Origin of the sequence: Pseudomonas avellanae BPIC 631 (assembly GCF_000444135.1) — a bacterium.
In the GTDB taxonomy this organism is placed as follows: Bacteria; Pseudomonadota; Gammaproteobacteria; order Pseudomonadales; family Pseudomonadaceae; genus Aquipseudomonas; species Aquipseudomonas avellanae.
On record NZ_ATDK01000093.1, the window covers coordinates 1 to 21,844 of the forward strand.

The following is a 21,844-nucleotide window of genomic DNA, read 5'->3' on the forward strand; positions in this document are numbered from 1 at the left end:
GGGCTATAAGGCAAAGACAGCTACACCCTGCTCGATGTGCTGATGCACTTTCAGAAGGTTGCGCCGATCAGGTTCGACATCGTGGCCGTCAACATGGACCAGAAGCAGCCGGGTTTTCCCGAACACGTGCTGCCGGCGTATCTGAAAGAACTGGGTGTTGAGTATCATATCGTCGAGAAGGACACTTACTCGGTGGTCAAGGAGCTGATCCCCGAAGGCAAAACCACCTGTTCGCTGTGTTCACGGCTGCGGCGCGGCACGCTGTACACCTTCGCCGACCAGATCGGCGCTACCAAGATGGCGCTGGGGCATCATCGCGACGACATTATCGAAACGTTTTTCCTCAATATGTTTTTCAATGGCGCGCTCAAGGCCATGCCGCCCAAGTTGCGTGCCGATGATGGCCGCAACGTGGTGATTCGACCGTTGGCCTACTGCCACGAGAAGGACATCCAGGCTTACTCGGACCTCAAGCAGTTTCCGATCATTCCGTGCAACCTGTGCGGCTCGCAGGAAAACCTGCAGCGTCAGGTGGTCAAGGATATGCTGCTGGACTGGGAGCGCAAGACGCCGGGCCGCACTGAAAGCATCTTCCGCGCCCTGCAGAACGTGCAGCCGTCGCAGTTGGCTGACCGCAACCTGTTCGATTTCAGCCAGCTGCGCGTCGACGAAACCGCAGCCTCGCGGTTCGTCAATGTGGTCAATATTTGATCGCGATCAGTGGTTGACGGTGAAGGCCAGCATGGCTGACAGCTGGCACATCGGCCGACCGCTCTCGGCATGCCATTGATTGAACGCGTCCTGCACAATGGCCTGATCGCGTTTGCTGGTCGGCACTTTGTCGACAATATCCTGCGCGTTCAATGCGGCGACCACGTCCCAGGTGGGAATGAACGTGTCCTTGCCGATCATGCGCAGGAAGCGCGGCGATGACAGCCCGCCCATCTGGTTGCCGTGCTTGGCGAGGTACTGCCACAGCCCGGTGATGTTATCGACTGGCCACTGCGCGATGAATGTGCCGAAACTGCCGTGTTCCTGCTCTATGTCCAGAATCAGCTGCGCATTGCGCGGCACGCTCTTGAGCTTGCCCAGGTGACGAATGATGCGTGCGTCCTGCATCAGGCGTTCCAGATGGTCAGCGCCCATCAGCACGACTTTTTCCGGGTCGAAGCGATAGAACACTTCTTCAAACGCTGGCCATTTGGAGTCTACCAGGCTGTGTTTCAGGCCCGCACGAAACACGCGCAGGGCCATGGTCGACAGGTAACGGTCGGCGCTGATGGCTTGCAGTTGTTTCGCAGTCTTCGGCGAGGGCAGGTGGGCTTCCAGAGCTTTGGCGGAGCCGAATCGATTCAGGCAATACTCGTTCAGCCATTTGTAGTCGTGCATCGGTTCTCCAGAGAATTAAACAGGCAGGGCAAGGATTCAGACCGATCCTTGCGCTGCAAGTTTGCGATTTAACCGAACGCTCGGGGGCGGGTCGTTCAGCTACGCGGTGCGTCCAGGCGCAACGCGGTTTTCGCCAGACGCTGGCCCAGCGCGCGGCACAGGTCGGTTTCGTGACGGTCCAGCGCGCGTTTGCCGTCGGCCCCGGCGTGGTGGCTGGCGCCATAGGGGGTGCCGCCGCCAGCGGTTTCCAGCAGTGCCGATTCGCTGTACGGCAGGCCCATGATCAGCATGCCGTGGTGCAGCAGCGGCAGCAGCATCGACATCAGTGTGGTTTCCTGGCCACCGTGCAGGCTGGCGGTGGAAGTGAATACGCCCGCCGGTTTGCCGACCAGTGCGCCGGTCAGCCACAGGTTGCTGGTGCCGTCCAGAAAGTATTTCAGCGGCGCGGCCATGTTGCCGAAACGGGTCGGGCTGCCGAGTGCCAGGCCGGAACAGTTTTTCAGGTCATCCAGGCTTGCGTACAGCGCGCCGTTTTCCGGGATCTCCGGGGCGCTCGCTTCGTGGTCGGCAGAAACGGCGGGCACGGTGCGCAGTCGCGCTTCCATGCCGCCCAGCTCGATACCGCGGGCGATCTGCCGGGCCATTTCGCTGGTGGAGCCATTACGGCTGTAATACAGAACCAGAATATAAGGTGTGCTCACGGCAGCAGCTCCAGAATGTTCTCGGGTGGGCGGCCAATCACAGCCTTGTTGCCTGCGACCAGAATCGGCCGTTCGATCAGTTTCGGGTGCGCGGCCATGGCGGCGACCAGTTGCTCGTCGCTGAGGCTCGGGTCGGCCAGGTTGAGCTGTTTGTAATCGTCTTCGCCAGTGCGCAGCAATTGCCGGGCGCTGATACCCAATTTGCCGAGCAGGTCGTGCAGTGTGGCGGCATCCGGCGGGGTTTCCAGATACAGAATGATGTCGGGCGTCAGGCCGCGGGCCTGAAGCAGTTCCAGCGCGCCGCGGGATTTGGTGCAGCGCGGGTTGTGATACAGCGTCAGATCGGTCATTTGCAGTCGCATCTTGTGGGGGGTGGCGCGTATTCTAACCAGCGATGGCACTGTCCGACATATCGGATGGTCAATAGCAGTGGCTTGGGTATAAGTAATTGCAGGCTGAACGGGGCGAGGAAACAAGCAAATGGCAAGGCGATTAACGGCGGCAGTGATACTTTTCGGCAGCTTGCTGCTCAGCGGATGTGGCGTAGACCTGGGCACAGACCAGAATGGCCAGAAGGTTGCCAGTGAGCGAATCAAGGGCCATTGGCTGGTGGTGAACTACTGGGCCGAATGGTGCGGCCCTTGCCGTACCGAGGTGCCGGAATTCAATGCGTTGTCCGAGCAGCTCAAGGACAAAAAGGTGACGGTGTTGGGTGTCAACTTCGACAACCTGCAGGGCGACGAGCTTAAAAATGCCGCCAATGCACTGGGCATCAAGTTCACCGTGCTGGCTCAGGACCCGGCCGAGCAATACAGCCTGCCGCCGTCGGAAGCGCTGCCGGTGACCTATATCATCGATGACAAGGGCAAGATGCGTGAGCAATTGCTCGGCGAACAATCGGCCGCGACCGTGATCCAGAAGCTCAAGGTATTGCGCGGGGAGGGGTGATCGATAGTTGGGATTATCGTTCCCTACGCTCCAGCGTGGGAATGCGGGTCGCGACGCTCTGCGTCGCAAGAGGACGCGGAGCGTCCAGAACGGCATGCGACGCGGAGCGTCGCACGATGATTGGGATTATCGTTCCCTACGCTCCAGCATGGGAATGCGGGTTGCGACGCTCGGCGTCGCACGATAGTCAGAGGCAGGAGCCCGGGGCACCGTCAGCTGTCTTCCAGCCAGAAGCGCAGCGGTTTGCCTTGGGCTGGCCACAGGCGCAGTTGCTCGATGGGCGAGATATCCCAGCGTTGCACGCTGCTGATGGCTTTGATGAAGCGTTGTTCCTGTTCCATCAGTGCCGGTGCGCACATTTTGCGGGTCTTGCCCACGGCGCCGAAGCTGATGGTGTGGTCGTTCAGGGTGTAAGGCGCGAACCAGTGGTTGCAGCCGGCATTGCCATACGCGCGGCCATCGGCGCCCAGGGTCATGGTCAGGCGGCTGTTGTCGATCAGCGGGCGTTCGCCGATCCATTCCATCACGTAGCCATGATCCTGGCGGATCGGCAGCGGGTCAGCAGTGCAACCGGCCAGCAGCGCGCCGCCGATCAGGCTCAGGAGCGCAGACTGTTTCATGCCGCTTTCTCCTGGCACTTCTTGCAGAGGTGCTTCTCGCCATCGGTTTTCCAGCCCAGCTCGGCAATACGCGCATTGGCGGCAGGTTTCTGCGCCTTCACGCCCAGCTTGCTCTCTACCATGAACTCGAAATTCAATTCGGCGTTGCAGCTGTCGCAATGCACTTGCCACTGATGAATCGCCAGCTCGTCGAATACCGGGCCCTTGGCCACTGCAATCCACTGGCCGGGCGGATTGATCAGGTGCCGGACCTTCTCGACCGTCAGGCGCATGTGCAGGCTTTTGCTGCCCTTGATGGTCACCAGCAACTGGTCGTTGTCATGGATCGAACCGCCGTTGCCGGTGACCTGATAGCGGCCAGGTGCCAGCGTCCGGCATTCGGTCAGGGTGTGCTGCGGGTTGAGCATGCTGTAGCGAAAATCGTGTTCGGCCATGAGTCCTCCAAAATTGCGCGCATCCTATCATGCCCCGCGTCGATCGTTTCCTGGCGCGTGGGTATGACTAACGAGAGGCTTCATCACGCCGTCACCCGCGCCTCTGTTTCCAGGCGCACGATGGCTTTGTCCAGGTCATCAAGGGCGTCTTCGGTGTGCGGCGCGTCCTGTTTGAGCAGGGTTTCGGCACGTTGGCAGGCGGTGCGCAGTTGCGGGACGCCGCAGTAGCGTGTGGCCCCGTGCAGGCGGTGGATGCGTTCGATCAGGGCCTGTACGTCCTGGCTGGCACGCGCCACGCGGATGGCTTCGCGGTCGGCGTCCAGTGAGGCGAGCAGCATGGCCAGCATGTCGGCGGCGAGGTCCGCTTTGCCAGCAGCCAGGCGCAGCCCTTCTTCAGGGTCGAGCACCAGCGGCCCGACGTGGGCTTCGAGCGATTCATTCTGGCGTTCCGGCGCGGGGTTGCGCAGTGCCAGCCCCGACCACTTGAGCACCACCTGCGCCAGTTGCCGCTCGCTGATCGGCTTGGTCAGGTAGTCGTCCATGCCGCTTTGCAGCAGCGAGCGTTTTTCATTGGCCATCGCGTGGGCCGTCAGGGCCACAATCGGCAGAGAACTCTGGCCGCGCTCGGCTTCCCAGGCGCGGATCGCCTCGGCGGCCTGACGCCCGTCCATGCCCGGCATCTGCACGTCCATCAGTACCAGATCGAACGCTTCCTGTCGCACCGCATTGACCGCCGCATAGCCGCCTTCGACTGCCATCACTTCGGCGCCCATGTCTTCAAGCAGAGTCTGCACCAGCAGCAGATTGGCCGGGTTGTCATCCACGCACAGCACACGCGGTGCGCGGCTCGACAGCGGCGGGGCGATGTCGGCACGTATCGCGCGTGGAGCGATCAGTTCGGACAGGGCTTTTTGCAGTTTGCGGGTACAGGCAGGCTTGGCCTGTAACTGGGTGTAGACGTCGTGGACCGCCAACTGAAACAGCGCGTATTCAGTGGTCGGGCACAGTACCATCACCTTGCAGTTGAGGTTTTCCAGATCCCAGATGTGCTGACGCAGGCGTTCCGGGGAGATTTCCAGCGTCGTGACGCCGAGCACCGCCAGGTCAATCGCCGACGGGGTTTGATGGGCGGCGGTCACGCCGTTGAGCAGGTTTTCCAGATTATTGAACACCACGGTGTGCAGGCCGCAGTCTTCCAGTTGATGCTCCAGCGCCTGACGTGCGAGGTCATGGTGCTCAAGCACGGCAGCGCGCAGCCCTTCCAGCGGCAGATTGAGCGATTCTTCCTTGTCTTCGCGGGCTTTAGGCAGTTTCAGGCTGATCCAGAACTCCGAGCCCTCGCCGGGGGTGCTGTCGACCCCGATTTCGCCGCCCATCTGCTCGATCAGCCGTTTGGAAATCACCAGCCCCAGACCGGTGCCGCCTGGCTGGCGCGACAGCGAATTGTCGGCCTGGCTGAAGGCCTGAAACAACGCCCGCACATCCTGACTGGAAAGGCCGATACCGGTGTCCTGCACGCTGATGCGCAATTGCGCGTGTTCTTCGGTTTCATCTTCAAGCATGGCGCGGGCGACGATGGTGCCTTCGCGGGTGAACTTGATCGCGTTGCTGACCAGATTGGTCAAAATCTGCCGCAACCGCAGCGGGTCGCCGGACAGCGCCAGCGGCGTGTCGCGGTACACCAGGCTGACCAGCTCCAGCTGTTTGGCATGCGCCGCCGGTGCGAGAATGGTCAACGTGTCCTGCAACAGATCGCGCAGGTTGAACGGAATGTTGTCGAGCACCAGCTTGCCGGCCTCGATCTTCGAGAAGTCGAGAATCTCGTTGATGATGCTCAACAGGTTGTCGGCAGATTTCTCGATGGTCGCCAGATAGTCGAACTGGCGCGGCGTCAGCTCGCTTTTCTGCAGCAAATGGGTAAAGCCCAGAATGCCGTTGAGCGGCGTGCGGATCTCGTGGCTCATGTTGGCCAGAAATTCAGACTTGATCCGGCTGGCTTCCAGCGCTTCCTTGCGCGCCAGGTCCAGCTCGATGTTCTGAATCTCGATGGTTTCCAGGTTCTGCCGAACGTCTTCGGTGGCCTGGTCGATGCTCATTTGCAGTTCTTCCTGCGCATTCTGCAGGGTGGCCGCCATGCGATTGATGCCCGAGGCCAGCTCGTCCAGCTCGCGGCTGCCCAGTGGCGGCAGGCGGGTTTCGAGGTTGCCGTCCTTGAGTTGCGAGACCGCCTGCTTGATCTGGCTCATCGGACCGTTGATGGTCCGGCTCAGGCGCACGGCGACGACGGCGGTAATGGCCAGCCCGGTAAAAATAAGCAGCAGGCTGGCAAACAGGCTTCGATAGCCGCGCAGCAAGGTGCCGTTGTGGGAAATTTCCACGTCCACCCAGCCCATCAGGGTGTCGGCTTCGGCGGGGATGATCGGGCTGGTCAGGTGGCGTTGATTGCCGAACACCGGCAGCAGATAGCGCGTGGCGTCAGTGCCTGTCGAGTTGAGCAACTGCGAGCTGTTGCCGATGGGGGTGGGGCTGATCATCGTCGGGCCGGCATGCGCCAGTGGCGAGCGATCGACATCCAGAAACGACACGGCGCGCACGTCGGGCTGCTCCAGTGTCTGGGTCGCGATGCGGCTCAACAGCACTTTGTCCTTGCGCCCCAATGCACTGGCCGATAGCGGTGCCAGATCCTGAGCGATCATTTCACCCCGCAGCAGCAACTGGCTTTGCAGTTCGCTCAACTGCATCCAGGTGAAATAGCCACCCAGCGTCGCGGCCATCAGGCTGGCAGGCAGAATCGTCAGTAGCAGCACACGGCCTTTTATACCCAGCTTGGTCAGCACGCTTTTTCTCCAGCAACAGGTATCAATCCGTCGATATCAGGCAATGGCTGCCCGGCTGTATCGGCACAAGGGCACGAGTTTAGCCATTTAACGTCAGTGTGGGCACATTACTCTGCGCACCGTGACAAGCCAGCACAGGAAAATGGCCGACGAACGCGCTCGCCAATCCAGAGTTATGCCTTTTAGGAATAACGACCGCACTTTGCGTGATATGGGCTTTGAGCGTTTGCCGTTATGATAGGCGCCCCCGCAGACTGGACCGCGAATACGCCATGACCCTGCAGTATCAAACCATCGCCGATTGCGTCGGCAACACCCCGCTTGTGCGTCTGCAACGCATGATGGGCACTACCAGCAATACCATCCTGTTGAAACTGGAAGGTAACAACCCTGCTGGTTCGGTAAAAGACCGCCCGGCGCTGTCGATGATCACCCGTGCCGAGCTGCGCGGCCAGATCGTCCCCGGCGACACGCTGATCGAAGCCACCTCCGGCAACACCGGCATTGCGCTGGCCATGGCGGCGGCGATCAAGGGTTACCGCATGATTCTGATCATGCCGGACAACTCCAGTGCCGAACGCAAGGCGGCAATGACCGCCTATGGTGCCGAGCTGATTCTGGTCAGCAAGGACGAAGGCATGGAAGGCGCGCGTGATCTGGCTGATCGCATGCAGGCAGAGGGTCGCGGCAAAGTGCTCGATCAGTTTGCCAACGGCGACAATCCCGAGGCGCATTACACGTCCACCGGCCCGGAAATCTGGCAGCAAACGGCGGGCACCGTTACCCACTTCGTCAGTTCGATGGGCACCACCGGCACCATCATGGGCACTTCGCGCTACCTCAAGGAGCAGAACCCTGACGTGCAGATCGTCGGTCTGCAACCGATGGAAGGCGCGTCGATCCCGGGTATTCGCCGCTGGCCTTATGAGTACCTGCCGAAAATCTATCAGTCGGATCGCGTCGATCGCATCATCGACATGGGTCAGACCGAGGCCGAAGAAACCATGCGCAGGCTGGCTCGCGAAGAGGGCATTTTCTGCGGCGTTTCGTCCGGCGGTTCGGTGGCCGGTGCGCTGCGTATTGCTCGCGAAGTCGAAAACGCCACCATTGTGGCAATCATCTGTGACCGAGGCGACCGCTACCTGTCGACCGGTATCTACGACATGCCCAACTGATGGCCAAGCATGAAAGAGGCCTGCGCTTTCAGCCCACGGGCGGCGTCAAGAGCGTGCAGATTCCTGCCGGTAAAAAGCAGCGCCTGAGCATCGAACGGCTGTCCGATGACGGTCGCGGCATTGCGTTTCTGGAGGGCAAGACCTGGTTTGTCGCGGGCAGTCTGGCCGGTGAAGAGGTCGAGGCGCGGGTGCTCAATGCGCGGGGCAAGGTGGTCGAAGCGCGCACCGAGCGGGTGTTTGTCGCCAGCGACCTGCGACGCGCCCCGGCCTGTGACTATTTTGGCCGTTGTGGCGGATGCAGCGTTCAGCATGTGCCCCATGAAGAACAGCTTGCCCTGAAACAGCGCATGCTCGCCGAGCAGTTGTTGCGTGTGGCGAACGTGGTGCCGGATGAATGGGCCGCGCCGTTGAGCGGCGCCGAACTGGCCTACCGCAGGCGCGCACGGGTCGCGGTGCGCTGGGATGCCAAGGCCAAACGGCTGGACGTGGGCTTTCGTGCGGCGGCCAGCCAGGACATCATCAGTATCGAAGAGTGTCCGGTGCTGGTACAGGCCTTGCAACCGATCATGAGTCAGTTGCCGGCCATGCTCAAAAGCTTCAGCAAACCGCAAGTGCTGGGTCACGTCGAGCTGTTCAGCGGCTCTTCCACTGCGGTGTTGCTGCGTCACACCGCGCCCTTGGCCGAGGCCGATCTGGCAACGCTGCAGGCCTTTTGTGCGACACATGGCGCGCAGCTCTGGCTGCACGGCGAAGGTGAGCCACAACCGGCCAGCCCTGGCGATACGCTGGGTTACCGGCTTGAACCGTGGAACCTGCAACTGGCATGGCGACCGGGTGATTTCATTCAGGTCAACGCGGCGGTCAATACCGCGATGATCGAGCAGGCGCTGCACTGGCTGGCACCTGCGGCTGATGAACGAGTGATGGACCTGTTTTGCGGCTTGGGCAACTTCGCCCTGCCGCTGGCGAGTCTGGCAAAAGAGGTGGTGGCGGTGGAAGGTGTTGCGACCATGGTCGAGCGTGCAGCGGTCAACGCAATGAGTAATGATCTGCACAATGTGCGGTTTTTTCAGGCGGATCTTTCCCAGCCGCTGACACACGCCGACTGGGCGGCAGAGGGGTTTTCTGCGGTACTCTTGGACCCACCGCGTGACGGAGCCTTTGAAGTGGTGCGCCAGATCAGAAAAACAGGCGCTCAACGGTTGCTTTATGTTTCATGCAACCCGGCAACTTTGGCTCGTGACACGGTCGAACTGGTTAAGCAGGGCTACCGATTAAAACGTGCCGGAATTCTTGATATGTTTCCACAAACGGCGCATGTCGAGGCGATGGCTTTATTTGAAGTGAGTAAGTGAGCAGCCTTCATTGGATAGAGTTTAGCTGCTGACAGGGACCTCATTTAATCCGACTGGCCCGCGAATGCCGGTCCTTGCTTGCCCGGCAAGTGGCATTCGCTCAGAAGGCTGGCGACTGATGGCGCTATTCATCGCGCCGTAGGGAAGGTAAGCAGCATGGTACAGGTGAGAGCGAACCAGCCGATAAACACAGACGGCAGTATCAATCTCGACGCATGGCTCGATCATATTGTCAGCGTCGACCTGGTCCTGGACCGGGAAGTCATGAAACAGGCCTGTGAATTTGCCCGGCAAGCCGAGCAGAATGACAAGGCTCACAAGAATCATTGGGCAGAAGGCACCTCCAGTTTCCAGACCGGTCTGGAAATCGCGGAGATCCTCGCTGACCTCAAGCTGGATCAGGATTCGCTGGTTGCGGCGGTCATGTACCGTGGCGTGCGCGAAGGCGTGATTCCGTTGCCGGACGTCGAGCAGCGCTTTGGTGCCACGGTCGCCAAGCTGATCGACGGCGTGCTGCGCATGGCGGCGATCAGCGCCAGCCTCAGCCCGCGACAATCGCTGGTGCTGGGCAGTCAGGCGCAGGTCGAAAACCTGCGCAAGATGCTCGTGGCGATGGTCGATGACGTGCGCGTTGCGCTGATCAAGCTGGCCGAGCGCACCTGTGCGATCCGTGCGGTGAAGAACGCCGACGACGAAAAGCGCAACCGCGTGGCCCGCGAGGTCTTCGACATCTATGCGCCGCTGGCCCACCGTCTGGGCATCGGCCATATCAAATGGGAGCTGGAAGACCTGTCTTTCCGCTACCTGGAGCCCGATCAATACAAGCAGATCGCCAAGCTGCTGCACGAGCGCAGGCTTGATCGCGAGCGCTTCATCAGCGACGTCATGTCCCAGCTCGACAACGAGCTGCAAGCCACCGGCGTGACGGCGGACATCAGCGGCCGTGCCAAGCACATCTATTCCATCTGGCGCAAAATGCAGCGCAAGGGCCTGGCGTTCAGCCAGATCTACGACGTGCGCGCATTGCGCGTGCTGGTCCCGGAAATGCGCGACTGTTACACCGCGCTGGGTATCGTGCACACGCTGTGGCGGCATATTCCCAAGGAGTTCGACGACTATATCGCCAACCCCAAGGAAAACGGCTACCGCTCGCTGCACACCGCCGTCATCGGGCCGGAAGGCAAGGTGCTGGAAGTGCAGATCCGCACCCATGCCATGCACGAAGAGGCCGAACTGGGCGTTTGCGCGCACTGGCGCTACAAAGGCACCGACGTCAAATCCGGCTCCAATCATTACGAAGAGAAGATTTCCTGGCTGCGTCAGGTCCTTGAATGGCATGAAGAGCTGGGTGACATCGGTGGTCTGGCCGAGCAGTTGCGGGTCGATATCGAGCCGGATCGTGTCTATGTCTTCACCCCCGACGGCCACGCTATCGACCTGCCCAAGAACGCGACGCCGCTGGACTTCGCCTATCGGGTGCACACCGAGATCGGCCATAACTGCCGTGGTGCGAAGATCAACGGCCGTATCGTGCCGCTCAACTACAGCCTGCAAACCGGCGAGCAGGTCGAGATCATCACCAGCAAGCACGGCACGCCGAGCCGCGACTGGCTGAACTCCAACCTGGGCTACATCACCACGTCCCGGGCGCGGGCGAAGATTGTTCACTGGTTCAAATTGCAGGCCCGTGACCAGAACGTCGCGGCCGGTAAAACCCTGATCGAACGTGAACTGGCACGTCTGGCGTTGCCGCAGGTCGATTTCGACAAGCTGGCAGACAAAGCCAATCACAAGACCGCCGACGATATGTTTGCCGCACTGGGCGCGGGGGATCTGCGCCTGGCGCAACTGGTCAACCTGGCGCAACAGCAGGTCGAGCCGGATCGGGTCAATGAACAACTGGAACTGATCCCGCGCAAGGCTACTGGCTACAAGCCTGGCAAGCGCGGCGATATCCAGATTCAGGGCGTCGGCAACCTGATGACGCAAATGGCCGGCTGCTGCCAGCCGCTGCCGGGCGACGCGATTGTCGGGTACATCACGCAGGGCCGTGGCGTCAGCATTCACCGTCAGGATTGCGCCTCGGTGCTGCAACTGGGCGGTCGCGAGCCCGAGCGCATCATCCAGGTCAGCTGGGGCCCGGTACCGGTGCTCACCTACCCGGTGGACATCATCATCCGCGCCTACGACCGTTCCGGCCTGCTGCGTGACGTCACCCAGGTGCTGCTCAACGAGCGCATCAACGTACTGGCGGTCAACACCCGCTCGAACAAGGAAGACAACACCGCGCTGATGTCCCTGACCATCGAGATTCCGGGTCTGGACGCGCTGGGCCGGTTGCTGGGGCGGATATCCCAGTTGCCGAACATCATTGAAACACGCCGAAACAGGACGCCTTGAGAGAGGCAGCTGCAAGTTTTTAGCTGCAAGCTGCAAGCGAGAAGCCAACGCAATTTGCTTTTGCTTTTGCTTTTGCTTGGAGCTTGCAACTGACAGCTAACCGCTGCGACCGAAGGAAGCCCCATGTACACAGTTCAAGACCTGCTGCACCTCATGGCCCGGCTGCGCGATCCGCAGTTCGGGTGCCCGTGGGATTTGAAGCAGACGTACGCCAGCATCGTGCCGCATACGCTGGAAGAAGCCTATGAAGTGGCGGATGCCATCGAGCAGGGCGATCTTGATCATCTGAAGGGTGAGCTGGGTGACCTGCTGTTTCAGGTGGTCTTCTACGCGCAGTTGGCCAAGGAAGAAGGGCGCTTCGAGTTCGATGGCGTGGTGGACGGCATTACCCGCAAGCTGCTGCGTCGTCATCCGCATGTGTTCCCGACCGGCGAGCTGTACGCGCCGCCGGAAACGCCGCGTTTGACCGACGAGCAGGTCAATCTTCGCTGGGACGAGATCAAGGCTGAGGAACGCGCTGAAAAGTCTGGCGTGCCCGAGCAGTTGTCGCTGCTTGACGACGTGCCGGCTGCCTTGCCCGCGCTGAGCCGGGCCAGCAAACTGCAGAAGCGTGCCTCGCAGGTGGGCTTTGACTGGCCCGCGGCGTTGCCGGTCATCGACAAGGTGCGCGAAGAACTCGATGAAATTCTTGAGGCCATGGCCGACAATGATGCCGATGGCATTGCCGAGGAAGTCGGTGATCTGCTGTTCAGCGTGGTGAATCTGGCCCGGCACCTTAAAGTTGACCCGGAAACTGCGTTACGCTCGGCCAATAGCAAATTCGACAGACGCTTCCGATTCATTGAACAGGCCTTGCGCCACCTCCAGCGTCCCATCGAAGAGTGCACGCTCGAAGAAATGGACGCGTTGTGGGGCGAAGCCAAACGTCAGGAAAAGAGCACGCCCGGCTGCGGCTGAGGGTGCGGTAACGGCATAAGTGAGTAGACAATGAGCCTTTCCCTTCGCGACCAGTTGCTCAAGGCAGGTCTGGTCAACCAAAAGCAGGCCAAACAGGTCGGCAAAGAAAAGCAGAAAGAGCAGCGTCTGGTGCACAAGGGGCAGGCTCAGGCCGACGACTCGCAAAAGCGTGCGGCCCAGGAAGCACAGGCCGAGAAGATCAAACGCGATCAGGAGCTGAACCGGCAACAGCAGGAAAAGGTCGAGCAAAAGGCCCGTACCGCGCAGGTCAAGCAACTGATCGAGGTGTCGCGCCTGCCCAAGCTGATCACCGAGGACTACTACAACTTCGTTGACGACAAGAAGGTCAAGCGCATCTCGGTCAATGCGCTGGTGCGCAACAAGCTCAGCAGCGGCTCGCTGGCAATCGTCCATCATGGCGGCGGTTACGAGATCATCCCGCGTGAAGCAGCACTGAAGATCCAGGAGCGCGACCCGCGCCGTGTTGTGCTGCTCAACACGCCTACCGAAGCCCCGGATGCTGATGATCCGTATGCCGCGTATCAGGTGCCAGACGATCTGATGTGGTAATTCGCTGACCTGTTGCTGCGTTCAAAAACACAAAACCCGCATTCAGCGGGTTTTGTCGTTTCTTGTTCTGGGATTTCTGGTTCGGTTCAGGGATGGTGCTCAGTGGTTGCCCTGGCTTTCCAGTGCTTCCAGCTCTTCCTTGTAGCGAAGCGCATCCGACTCGATATGGAACATGCCTACGAGTTGGTCCTGTTGATGCACGTCCCAGATCTGGATGCCGTCGGCTACGGCTTCGTGAGAGAGGTGGGCGTCGTCCCGTTCAGTAACTCTGACAGTCATAGTAGTAAGCTCCTGACTTTGATGGCCTTGATGATTAGGCCTCTGGATACTGCGGCGATGTGTCGCAGGACTCTTTTATAGAATTTGTTAGCTGCCTAAGTAAATAGCCTGTTCAGGGTCCCGGCTGATCAAAAAATGATCGTTCGCCTATAACCCTTGTATGGCGAGGCCTGCAGCATGGTAGCGGCAAAGTGAAGGATTTTTCATGTGCCTTGAGCGGTGCAGAAAGATGACGCAGAGCGTCAAGAACGGCCTTCCCACGCTGGAGCGTAGGGAACGATAATCTTAACGACCACTATCGTGCGACGCTCCGCGTCCTCTTTGGCGACGCAGAGCGTCGCGACTGCATTCCCACGCTGGAGCGTAGGGAACGATAATCTTAACGACCACTATCGTGCGGCGCTCCGCGTCGCATGCCGTTCTGAACGCTCCGCGTCCTCTTTGGCGACGCAGAGCGTCGCGACTGCATTCCCACGCTGGAGCGTAGGGAACGATAATCTAACGACCACTATCGTGCGGCGCTCCGCGTCGCATGCCGTTCTGGACGCTCTGCGTCCTCTTGCTTGCAGCCAATAAAAAGCCCCGCTGAAAAGCGGGGCTCTGTGGCGCGGGCGGTCAGGGCGATCAGCTGCCTTTGACGGCCTTGCCGTTGACGGTGCCGTCGAGCAGCACGATGTTGTATTCCTTGCCGTCGGTTTCGACCTGTTGCAGACGCACCAGCAGGTAATCCCAGTCCTTGGCGAACCACAGCACGGTGGTGCGCTTGCTTTGCGTCGGGTCACGCACGCGCTCGACCTTGATCGCATCAACCTGGCCGGTCTTGGTGGTGACTTTCTCCGAACCCAGTACGCGGAAGTCGTAGGTGTCTACCTCGTCACCGTCGACCACCTGATAGCTCATGCTCTTCTTACCCGCAGCGACGTCATGTTGCAACGCCAACTGGTAAGTGGACTTGTCGAGGATGCCAGGGTTGAGCGGCAGCTTGATCGCGTCGCCGCGGTCGGTGCCGGTGACGAACTTGGTGTTCCAGTCGAACGCCAGGTCAACCTTCTTGGATTTGCCCAGGCCGCTGCGTTCGAAGCTGTAGGTCTGTGGCAGCAGGGTTTCCTTGTCGACTTTCAGCGTGCTGACTTCAGTCAGGCTGGCAATCATCATCGAGGCCTTGAAGTTCAGGGTCCAGATGCCGTTGGCCCCGGCTTGCAGGCTGCGTTCAGCCGTGCCGCTCATGGGCAGCTGTTTCCAGTCGGCGGTGTAGCTGGCGGAGAAGGGTTGAAGGTCTGCGGCCTGTACGGCAGGCAAGGCGAGCAGAGCGAAAGCGAAGAGCAGAGCGCGACGCATAATATCTCCTAATGTCGAATCAGATGGCCGCTGGCCGGGAGTAACTGGCTATCCAGTAAGGCACCGTGTTCACCGAGGCTCAACCGGCCTTCGGCAAACCAGCGAATGGCCAGTGGGTAAATACGGTGCTCCTGAACATGGACCCGTTGCGCGAGCGCGGCGGGCGTGTCGTGCAACTGTACCGAAATAACTGCCTGTACGACCAGTGGGCCGCCATCGAGTTCCTCAGTGACGAAGTGCACGCTGCAACCATGTTCGGCGTCGCCGGCCTCCAGCACGCGCTTGTGCGTGTGCAGACCTTTGTAGTGCGGCAGCAGGGAAGGGTGGATATTGAGCAGGCGACCCTGATAGTGGCGCACGAACCCTGCGCTGAGAATGCGCATGAATCCGGCCAGCACCACCAGGTGCGGCTGGAAGGTGTCGATCAGTTCGATCAGTGCTGCGTCGAAGGCCTCGCGGCCGTCGTAGGCGGTGTGAGCCAGCACGCAGGCTTCGATGCCTGCGTCTCGGGCGCGTTGCAGACCGAACGCATCTTCACGGTTGGAAATCACCGCGCGAATGCGGACGGGGCTGGCCCCGTCCTTGAAACTGTCGATCATCGCTTGCAGGTTGCCGCCGGTGCCAGAGAGCAGCACCACGACATCGCAGGTGGCAGACATCAATGCGCCTTGAGGTTTTTCAGCTCGACTTGCGCTGCACCTTCAGCGGCGGTAGCGATCTGGCCGATCACCCATGGCTGCTCGCCGGCTTCACGCAGGACGTTCAAGGCGGCGTCAACGTGCTCTTGTGCCACGCAGATGACCATGCCGACGCCGCAGTTGAGCACGCGGTGCATTTCGTTTTCTTCAACGTTGCCCTGCTGCTGCAACCAGTCGAAGACCGCCGGGCGCTGCCAGCTGGCAACATCGACCACGGCCTGAGCGCCTTCCGGCAGCACACGCGGGATGTTGTCGAGCAGGCCGCCACCGGTGATGTGCGCCATGGCCTTGACCGCGCCGGTTTCCTTGATCAGCTTGAGCAGCGGCTTGACGTAGATGCGGGTCGGCGCCATCAGCAGCTCGGTCAGCGGTTTGCCGTCCAGCTGGATGTTTTCGATATCGGCACCGGCCACTTCGATGATCTTGCGGATCAGCGAGTAACCGTTGGAGTGCGGGCCGGACGATGGCAGGGCCAGCAGCGCGTCACCGGCGGCCACTTTGGAACCGTCGATGATCTCGGCTTTCTCTACAACACCGACGCAGAAGCCGGCCAGGTCGTAGTCTTCGCCTTCGTACATGCCCGGCATTTCAGCGGTTTCGCCGCCCACCAGCGAGCAGCCTGCCAGTTCACAGCCAGCGCCGATACCGGTGACGGCTTGAGCGGCGGTGTCGACGTTGAGTTTGCCGGTGGCGTAGTAGTCAAGGAAGAACAGCGGCTCTGCGCCGCAGACCACCAGGTCGTTGACGCACATGGCGACCAGGTCGATGCCGATGGTGTCGTGCTTGTTCAGGTTCAGCGCCAGACGCAGCTTGGTGCCTACGCCGTCGGTACCGGAAACCAGAACCGGTTGCTTGTAGCCAGCCGGGATTTCGCAAAGGGCGCCGAAGCCTCCCAGGCCGCCCATGACTTCCGGACGCTTGGTGCGCTTGGCGACGCTCTTGATGCGTTCGACCAATGCTTCACCGGCGTCGATGTCTACACCGGCGTCTTTATAGCTCAGGGAGGGTTGCTTGCTCATAGAAAATCCAGGCCTTTAGGGGGGATTCGGAGGTATCGACCGCTGCGTTGGGACCCGTTCAGCACCGCGCTGTCATGCGATGGTAATGTGGGGTCGTTGCGATTGCCGGTCTGCGAAGGCGCGCGATTTTATCAGGCTTGCTCCCCAGGGGCCATCCTTGCGCCGACGGTAGGGCGCTGTTGCGCCAAATAAAACCCGGATCAGTTCGGCCTTCGGCGTTTAAGGTGTACTTTATGCGCAAATTGAATGAATGGCGGTTCACGGCTGTCCCAGACGTGTACGCCTCCTGATACTGCTTGTTTTTCACTTTTTTCCGTTCGGGAACTGTCCATGCGTTTTTCCAGAATTCTTCTAGCCGGCTGCCTCTCCTTGGTCAGCCTTCCAGGCCTTGCCGAAACAGTCACCAACCTTTATCAGGTCCGCGAACCCGTCAGCGGCCAGTCGCCCGACGAGCGTACGCGCGCCACCCAGGCCGCCGTTGACACGCTGGTGCTGCGCCTGACCGGCGACGCCAAGGCTGCGCAGGGTTCAGCAATTGCCGCCTTGCGCAAAGACCCGCAGCAGATCATCAGCCAGTACGGCTACGAGGCCGGTCCGCCGGAAACCCTGTTGGTCGATTTCGACCCGGCAACCACCGACCGTGCCTTGCGCGATGCTGGCCTGTCGATCTGGGGCAGTAATCGCCCGTCGATTCTCGGCTGGTGGCTGAACGACTCGGTCGAAGGCGCCAATCTGGTCGGCGACGGGCAGGCGGCGGCCGAACCGTTGCGCCGTGCCGCGCAGCACCGTGGTTTGCCGCTGCGCCTGCCCTTGGCTGACTTGAGCGAGCAGGGCGTGGGCGATGCAAAAACCTTGGAAGGCACTGACCCGGCACCGCTCAAAGAGGCTTCAGAGCGTTACGGCGCCGACGCGATACTCGCCGTGCACGCCAAAGAAGGCGCCGGGCAATGGCAAGGCAAATGGCGTTTGTGGCTGGGCGAGCAGCGCGAGCAGGGCACTGCAACCGGTGCAACCTCCGAAGCGTTGGCCGACGCGGTGCTGTTGTCGGTGAGCCAGCGTCTGGCGCCGCGTTTTGTCGCCAAGCCCGGCGCATCGACCGGCCTGCTGGTGCAGGTGCAGGGCGTGACGCTTGAGCGTTACGCACAACTGCTTCAGTTACTTGATCCGTTCGGCGTGCGTCTGAGCTCTGTCGAGGGCGATAAAGTGGTGTTTGACGTCAGTGGCAGTGCCGATCAGCTACGCTCGCAGTTGTCGCTGGCCAAACTGCAGGAAGTGCCCGCCAGTGAAGCAATGGCGGCCGCTGCTGCGCCGGTCGATGCCGCTGCACCGGTTGCACCCGCTGCCGGCGCCGCTTCTGTACCGGCCCCTGCACCGATGATTGTCCCGGCGTCTGCGCCACAACTGTATTTCCGCTGGTAACCCGGCAAGAACGCTTTTCCATTGGGTAGAGGGATGTTGATGACTGATACGCGGCGTTGGTTCTGGATTGGCGGCCTGGCCTTGCTGATCGCATTCGTGGTGCTGCTGCACACAATCCTCACCCCTTTTCTGGTGGCGTTGCTGCTGGCGTACATGGGTGATCCGCTGGTGGATCGTCTGGAGCGTGCCGGGCTGTCCAGAACGTTAAGTGTGGTGGCGGTGTTTGGCCTGTTTACCCTGGTATTAATGACGTTGCTGCTGGTGCTGGTGCCGATGCTGGCCAAACAGCTGTTTCGTCTCTACGAACTCGCTCCGCAGATCCTTGACTGGTTGCAGCACTCGGCCATGCCGTGGGTGCAGGCCAAGTTCGGTCTGGCCGATGGCTTCTGGAAGTTCGACAAGATAAAAGCAGCCATTTCCGAGCACATGGGCCAGGCCGGGGATATCGTGTCCATCGTGCTGTCCCAGGCCACGGCTTCCGGCCTGGCGCTGATCGGCTGGCTGACCAATCTGGTGTTGATCCCGGTGGTGTGTTTCTACCTGTTGCGTGACTGGGACCTGATGATGGGCAAGGTGCGTGGCCTGCTGCCACGCCAGCGCGAAAGCCAGATCGTCAAACTGGCGGGCGAGTGCCACGAAGTATTGGGCGCATTCATTCGCGGCCAGTTGCTGGTCATGGTCGGTCTGGGGGTGATCTACGCTGCCGGCCTGATGCTGGTCGGTCTTGAGCTGGGCCTGTTGATCGGGGTGATCGCCGGTCTGGCGGCCATCGTGCCTTATATGGGCTTTGTGATCGGCATCGGCTCGGCGCTGGTTGCCGGGCTGTTTCAGTTTGGTGGTGATTTGTACCCGATGATGGGCATTGTCGCCGTGTTCATGATCGGTCAGGCCCTCGAAGGCATGGTGCTCACGCCCTTGCTGGTGGGCGATCGTATCGGTCTGCACCCGGTCGCGGTCATTTTCGCGATTCTGGCGGGTGGCGAGCTGTTCGGTTTCACCGGCATCCTGCTGGCGCTGCCGGTTGCGGCGGTCATCATGGTGCTGGTGCGCCATATGCACGACGTCTATAAAAGCTCCGAAGTCTATGCCGGTGCGGAAGATCCTGATCTGTAGCCCTGCCTGTAAAATCGAAACAGGCCTTTTCGCAGCGTTGCGAAGAGGCCTGTTGATACAGCGATTTCACTGCGCAAAACCTCCTTCCTGTGTTCCCGCTTTCGCCACCCTGACGCAAACCTTTGATTTTGCTTGAGGTCTGTCGCATTGTGCGACCCGCCTCACGGGTATAAACTTTGCGTTCTTTACACAGAGGCCCTTGACGGTTTGCATGAGCCGTTAGCCAGCATGAAACCGATTCAGCTGCCCTTGAGTGTGCGTCTGCGTGATGACGCCACCTTCGTCAATTACTATCCAGGCGCCAATGCCGCTGCACTCGGCTATGTCGAGCGGCTGTGCGAAGCCGACGCCGGATGGACGGAAAGCCTCATTTATCTGTGGGGCAAGGATGGAGTAGGGCGCACGCACCTGCTGCAGGCTGCGTGCCTGCGTTTCGAGCAACTGGGCGAACCTGCGGTCTATCTGCCGCTCGCCGAAGTCATCGATGAAGGCATCGAGCTGTTCGACCATCTGGAGCAGTACGAGCTGGTGTGCCTGGATGACCTGCAAGCGATCGTCGGCAAGCCGGAATGGGAAGAAGCCCTGTTTCACCTGTTCAACCGTTTGCGTGACAGCGGCCGTCGTCTGCTGATTGCAGCGTCCAAGTCGCCACGCGAATTGCCGGTCAAACTTCCCGATCTCAAATCCCGCCTGACCATGGCGCTGGTGTTCCAGATGCGCGGGCTGTCTGATGAAGACAAACTGCGCGCCCTGCAACTGCGCGCTTCGCGGCGCGGTCTGCACCTGACCGATGATGTCGGCCATTTCATCCTGACCCGTGGTACGCGCAGCATGAGTGCCCTGTTCGAGCTGCTTGAGCGCCTCGATCAGGCGTCATTGCAGGAAAAACGCAAGCTGACCATCCCCTTCCTTAAAGAGACGCTTGGGTGGTAGATCGGGCGCTGGTGTTGCAAACCGCAGCCGCGTTACGCCATGCGAAGCGCATTCTGGTCATCACCGGTGCGGGTCTGTCGGCGGATTCCGGTCTACCGACCTATCGCGGTGTGGGCGGGCTCTACAACGGCGAGACCGATGACGGGCTGCCCATCGAAATGGCCCTGTCAGGCCCTATGCTGCGCCGTGACCCCGAACTGTGCTGGAAATACATCGCCGAGCTGGGCAAGGCCTGCCTGGGCGGTGAGCCCAATGTTGCGCATTACGCCATCGCCCAGTTACAACGTATCAAGCCCGAGTGCTGGGTGCTGACTCAAAACGTCGATGGCTATCATCGCGCTGCCGGCAGCCCGCCTGAGCGTCTGATCGAAATTCACGGGCAACTCTCGCCGCTGTTTTGCCAGTCGTGTGCCGCACAAGACCTTCAGTTGAGTGAGCATTTGCAGCGTCCACTGCCGCCGTTATGCCGACTCTGTGGTGGCATTCTGCGACCGCCCGTCGTTCTTTTTCAGGAAATGCTCCCGGAAAGGGCGCTGGAAACACTGTATGAACAACTGGCTGTAGGCTATGACGCTGTGCTGAGTATCGGCACCACGGCAAGCTTCCCCTACATTCACGAGCCGGTCATTCGCGCCAGAGTTTCCGGGGGCTTCACCGCAGAAATCAATCCGCAGCCAACCGATCACAGCGCGCAGATGGACGTCTTTTTGCAGTGCCGGGCAGCACATGTCATGGCGGAACTCATAAGTCACATCTAGTTCGATTGAATTTGCAAATCGCTTTCATAAAAGGCATAGTCTCGCCATCTTAACTAGTCAGCCGCGGTTGTGCCCATGCCAGTTGTTCGCTTAGCACCTCTCGTGCCACTCGCACTCGTTACCTTCCTGTTCGGTTGCTCGGCCAATATGCCGGTTGCACAGCACGAGCAGGCTCAGCCGGTTCCCCGTTATCAGAACACCGTCACTGCACAGTCCGCAGCGCGCCGTGCCGATGCAGCAGTCCTGCAGGACGAGCTGGCGACCGAAGACGAACTGAACCAGTTCGCAGACAACACATCCTACAAACTGCCGGTTCTGGCCGACAGCATCCTCGAGCGCGGCAAGGCGCTGATCGGCACGCGCTACAAGTTCGGCGGCACCTCGACCTCGTCGGGCTTCGATTGCAGCGGTTTCATTGGTTATCTGTTTCGTGAAGAGGCCGGCATGAGCCTGCCACGCTCCACGCGTGAAATGATCAACGTTGACGCACCGCTGGTATCGCGCAAGAACCTTCAGCGTGGCGATGTGTTGTTCTTCAGTACTCGCGGCCGTGGCCGCGTAAGCCATGCAGCGATCTACGCCGGTAATCAGCAGTTCATTCACTCCAGCAGCCGTCGCAGTGGCGGTGTACGCATCGACAGCCTCGATGACGCCTACTGGAGCAGGACGTTCATCGAAGCCAAGCGGCCTCTGGCGATGGCACCGGGCACGGTGGCTGTAAAGTCCACGCCTGTTGCAACGCAGACAACGGCCATGACTTCGACTACAGTCAAGTCCGCGCCCAAACGGCGTAAATAACCAAATAGTGTACTGTTTTCGAAAAAATCAGCCACCAACTAACGGAAAATTCAAATCTTATCAATAGCTTAGCTTGCAGGTTATGGGTAACTTATTTCGAAAA

21 protein-coding genes and 1 pseudogene are annotated in these 21,844 nt (G+C 60.4%); 12 read left to right on the plus strand and 10 right to left on the minus strand.

Annotation, left to right across the window (positions count from 1 at the left end; all coding sequences use genetic code 11):
• Positions 1–9 precede the first annotated feature (9 nt).
• A pseudogene (ttcA, locus tag DW49_RS0106795) lies at positions 10–711 on the plus strand (tRNA 2-thiocytidine(32) synthetase TtcA); the annotation flags it as partial.
• Between the two features lie 6 nt (positions 712–717).
• On the opposite strand, the gene DW49_RS0106800 reads toward ttcA, so the two are convergent.
• From DW49_RS0106800 to arsC, 3 genes are all read right to left on the minus strand, one after another.
• Positions 718–1,389 (minus strand): DNA-3-methyladenine glycosylase I, encoded by a 672-nt coding sequence (locus tag DW49_RS0106800; protein ID WP_005616352.1) that lies wholly within the window; start codon positions 1,387–1,389, stop codon positions 718–720.
• 95 nt (positions 1,390–1,484) lie between these two features.
• Positions 1,485–2,090: an NAD(P)H:quinone oxidoreductase gene (gene wrbA, locus DW49_RS0106805; RefSeq protein WP_003381567.1), complete on the minus strand. Its 606-nt coding sequence runs from the start codon at positions 2,088–2,090 to the stop codon at positions 1,485–1,487.
• The gene (gene arsC, locus DW49_RS0106810) at positions 2,087–2,440 is read right to left on the minus strand and encodes an arsenate reductase (glutaredoxin) (protein WP_003381568.1); all 354 of its coding nucleotides are present in this window, start codon (positions 2,438–2,440) and stop codon (positions 2,087–2,089) included. Before arsC ends, wrbA begins: the two co-directional genes overlap by 4 nt.
• 130 nt (positions 2,441–2,570) lie before the next feature.
• On the opposite strand from arsC, the gene DW49_RS0106815 reads away from it, so the two are divergent.
• Positions 2,571–3,038, plus strand: coding sequence for a TlpA disulfide reductase family protein (locus tag DW49_RS0106815; RefSeq protein WP_005616355.1), 468 nt, complete (start codon positions 2,571–2,573; stop codon positions 3,036–3,038).
• 212 nt (positions 3,039–3,250) lie between these two features.
• On the opposite strand, the gene DW49_RS0106820 is transcribed toward DW49_RS0106815, so the two are convergent.
• The 3 genes from DW49_RS0106820 to DW49_RS0106830 form a co-directional block, all read right to left on the minus strand.
• The gene (locus DW49_RS0106820) at positions 3,251–3,658 is read right to left on the minus strand and encodes an META domain-containing protein (protein ID WP_003381570.1); all 408 of its coding nucleotides are present in this window, start codon (positions 3,656–3,658) and stop codon (positions 3,251–3,253) included.
• Positions 3,655–4,092 carry a hypothetical protein gene (locus DW49_RS0106825; RefSeq protein WP_003381571.1) on the minus strand — a complete coding sequence of 146 codons (438 nt, stop codon included), beginning with the start codon at positions 4,090–4,092 and terminating at the stop codon, positions 3,655–3,657. Before DW49_RS0106825 ends, DW49_RS0106820 begins: the two co-directional genes overlap by 4 nt.
• Before the next feature lie 83 nt (positions 4,093–4,175).
• Positions 4,176–6,929 carry a response regulator gene (locus DW49_RS0106830; RefSeq protein ID WP_024420244.1) on the minus strand — a complete coding sequence of 918 codons (2,754 nt, stop codon included), beginning with the start codon at positions 6,927–6,929 and terminating at the stop codon, positions 4,176–4,178.
• 272 nt (positions 6,930–7,201) lie between these two features.
• Here DW49_RS0106830 and cysM point away from each other — a divergent pair, with 272 nt between their 5' ends.
• From cysM to DW49_RS0106855, 5 genes are all read left to right on the plus strand, one after another.
• On the plus strand, positions 7,202–8,104 hold the full coding sequence (cysM, locus tag DW49_RS0106835; RefSeq protein ID WP_005616363.1) for a cysteine synthase CysM: 903 nt from the start codon (positions 7,202–7,204) through the stop codon (positions 8,102–8,104).
• Positions 8,104–9,459 (plus strand): 23S rRNA (uracil(1939)-C(5))-methyltransferase RlmD, encoded by a 1,356-nt coding sequence (gene rlmD, locus DW49_RS0106840; RefSeq protein ID WP_005616365.1) that lies wholly within the window; start codon positions 8,104–8,106, stop codon positions 9,457–9,459. The genes cysM and rlmD overlap by 1 nt, the downstream gene beginning before the upstream one ends.
• A 156-nt stretch (positions 9,460–9,615) precedes the next feature.
• Positions 9,616–11,859: a GTP diphosphokinase gene (gene relA, locus DW49_RS0106845; protein WP_003381578.1), complete on the plus strand. Its 2,244-nt coding sequence runs from the start codon at positions 9,616–9,618 to the stop codon at positions 11,857–11,859.
• A 123-nt stretch (positions 11,860–11,982) separates the two neighbouring features.
• Positions 11,983–12,816, plus strand: coding sequence for a nucleoside triphosphate pyrophosphohydrolase (mazG, locus tag DW49_RS0106850; protein ID WP_005616369.1), 834 nt, complete (start codon positions 11,983–11,985; stop codon positions 12,814–12,816).
• 30 nt (positions 12,817–12,846) lie between these two features.
• Complete coding sequence (locus tag DW49_RS0106855; protein WP_005616372.1) at positions 12,847–13,386, plus strand: DUF2058 domain-containing protein; 540 nt, start codon at positions 12,847–12,849, stop codon at positions 13,384–13,386.
• Between the two features lie 99 nt (positions 13,387–13,485).
• Here DW49_RS0106855 and DW49_RS0106860 read toward each other — a convergent pair whose 3' ends face one another.
• The 4 genes from DW49_RS0106860 to purM form a co-directional block, all read right to left on the minus strand.
• Positions 13,486–13,665 carry a hypothetical protein gene (locus tag DW49_RS0106860; protein ID WP_003381582.1) on the minus strand — a complete coding sequence of 60 codons (180 nt, stop codon included), beginning with the start codon at positions 13,663–13,665 and terminating at the stop codon, positions 13,486–13,488.
• 624 nt (positions 13,666–14,289) lie between these two features.
• The gene (locus tag DW49_RS0106865) at positions 14,290–15,003 is read right to left on the minus strand and encodes a DUF3108 domain-containing protein (protein WP_003381583.1); all 714 of its coding nucleotides are present in this window, start codon (positions 15,001–15,003) and stop codon (positions 14,290–14,292) included.
• A gap of 8 nt (positions 15,004–15,011) precedes the next feature.
• Positions 15,012–15,662: a phosphoribosylglycinamide formyltransferase gene (gene purN, locus DW49_RS0106870; protein WP_005616375.1), complete on the minus strand. Its 651-nt coding sequence runs from the start codon at positions 15,660–15,662 to the stop codon at positions 15,012–15,014.
• A complete protein-coding gene (gene purM / locus DW49_RS0106875; RefSeq protein ID WP_005616377.1) occupies positions 15,662–16,720 on the minus strand; it encodes a phosphoribosylformylglycinamidine cyclo-ligase in 1,059 nt (352 codons plus the stop codon). Before purM ends, purN begins: the two co-directional genes overlap by 1 nt.
• A 330-nt stretch (positions 16,721–17,050) precedes the next feature.
• Between purM and DW49_RS0106880 the strand changes: the two genes are divergently transcribed.
• From DW49_RS0106880 to DW49_RS0106900, 5 genes are all read left to right on the plus strand, one after another.
• Positions 17,051–18,139: a DUF2066 domain-containing protein gene (locus DW49_RS0106880; protein WP_024420670.1), complete on the plus strand. Its 1,089-nt coding sequence runs from the start codon at positions 17,051–17,053 to the stop codon at positions 18,137–18,139.
• 39 nt (positions 18,140–18,178) lie between these two features.
• Positions 18,179–19,252 carry an AI-2E family transporter gene (locus DW49_RS0106885; RefSeq protein ID WP_005616381.1) on the plus strand — a complete coding sequence of 358 codons (1,074 nt, stop codon included), beginning with the start codon at positions 18,179–18,181 and terminating at the stop codon, positions 19,250–19,252.
• 228 nt (positions 19,253–19,480) lie between these two features.
• The gene (gene hda, locus DW49_RS0106890; protein ID WP_003381589.1) at positions 19,481–20,185 is read left to right on the plus strand and encodes a DnaA regulatory inactivator Hda; all 705 of its coding nucleotides are present in this window, start codon (positions 19,481–19,483) and stop codon (positions 20,183–20,185) included.
• Entirely contained in the window at positions 20,179–20,943 is a 765-nt protein-coding gene (locus DW49_RS0106895) for an NAD-dependent deacylase (RefSeq protein ID WP_005616385.1), read from the plus strand. Before hda ends, DW49_RS0106895 begins: the two co-directional genes overlap by 7 nt.
• A gap of 75 nt (positions 20,944–21,018) precedes the next feature.
• Positions 21,019–21,741, plus strand: coding sequence for a C40 family peptidase (locus DW49_RS0106900; protein ID WP_024420672.1), 723 nt, complete (start codon positions 21,019–21,021; stop codon positions 21,739–21,741).
• Positions 21,742–21,844 lie beyond the last annotated feature (103 nt).

Bases quoted from the DNA above. Each gene is read 5' to 3' on its own strand.
- DW49_RS0106800 (WP_005616352.1), bottom strand. From the start codon at position 1,389: ATGCACGACTACAAATGGCTGAACGAGTATTGCCTGAATCGATTCGGC.
- DW49_RS0106880 (WP_024420670.1), top strand. From the start codon at position 17,051: ATGCGTTTTTCCAGAATTCTTCTAGCCGGCTGCCTCTCCTTGGTCAGC.
- DW49_RS0106825 (WP_003381571.1), bottom strand. From the start codon at position 4,092: ATGGCCGAACACGATTTTCGCTACAGCATGCTCAACCCGCAGCACACC.
- purN (WP_005616375.1), bottom strand. From the start codon at position 15,662: ATGTCTGCCACCTGCGATGTCGTGGTGCTGCTCTCTGGCACCGGCGGC.
- DW49_RS0106865 (WP_003381583.1), bottom strand. From the start codon at position 15,003: ATGCGTCGCGCTCTGCTCTTCGCTTTCGCTCTGCTCGCCTTGCCTGCC.
- DW49_RS0106855 (WP_005616372.1), top strand. From the start codon at position 12,847: ATGAGCCTTTCCCTTCGCGACCAGTTGCTCAAGGCAGGTCTGGTCAAC.
- DW49_RS0106860 (WP_003381582.1), bottom strand. From the start codon at position 13,665: ATGACTGTCAGAGTTACTGAACGGGACGACGCCCACCTCTCTCACGAA.
- DW49_RS0106820 (WP_003381570.1), bottom strand. From the start codon at position 3,658: ATGAAACAGTCTGCGCTCCTGAGCCTGATCGGCGGCGCGCTGCTGGCC.
- DW49_RS0106900 (WP_024420672.1), top strand. From the start codon at position 21,019: ATGCCAGTTGTTCGCTTAGCACCTCTCGTGCCACTCGCACTCGTTACC.
- DW49_RS0106885 (WP_005616381.1), top strand. From the start codon at position 18,179: ATGACTGATACGCGGCGTTGGTTCTGGATTGGCGGCCTGGCCTTGCTG.
- mazG (WP_005616369.1), top strand. From the start codon at position 11,983: ATGTACACAGTTCAAGACCTGCTGCACCTCATGGCCCGGCTGCGCGAT.
- rlmD (WP_005616365.1), top strand. From the start codon at position 8,104: ATGGCCAAGCATGAAAGAGGCCTGCGCTTTCAGCCCACGGGCGGCGTC.
- hda (WP_003381589.1), top strand. From the start codon at position 19,481: ATGAAACCGATTCAGCTGCCCTTGAGTGTGCGTCTGCGTGATGACGCC.
- DW49_RS0106815 (WP_005616355.1), top strand. From the start codon at position 2,571: ATGGCAAGGCGATTAACGGCGGCAGTGATACTTTTCGGCAGCTTGCTG.
- purM (WP_005616377.1), bottom strand. From the start codon at position 16,720: ATGAGCAAGCAACCCTCCCTGAGCTATAAAGACGCCGGTGTAGACATC.
- relA (WP_003381578.1), top strand. From the start codon at position 9,616: ATGGTACAGGTGAGAGCGAACCAGCCGATAAACACAGACGGCAGTATC.
- cysM (WP_005616363.1), top strand. From the start codon at position 7,202: ATGACCCTGCAGTATCAAACCATCGCCGATTGCGTCGGCAACACCCCG.
- arsC (WP_003381568.1), bottom strand. From the start codon at position 2,440: ATGACCGATCTGACGCTGTATCACAACCCGCGCTGCACCAAATCCCGC.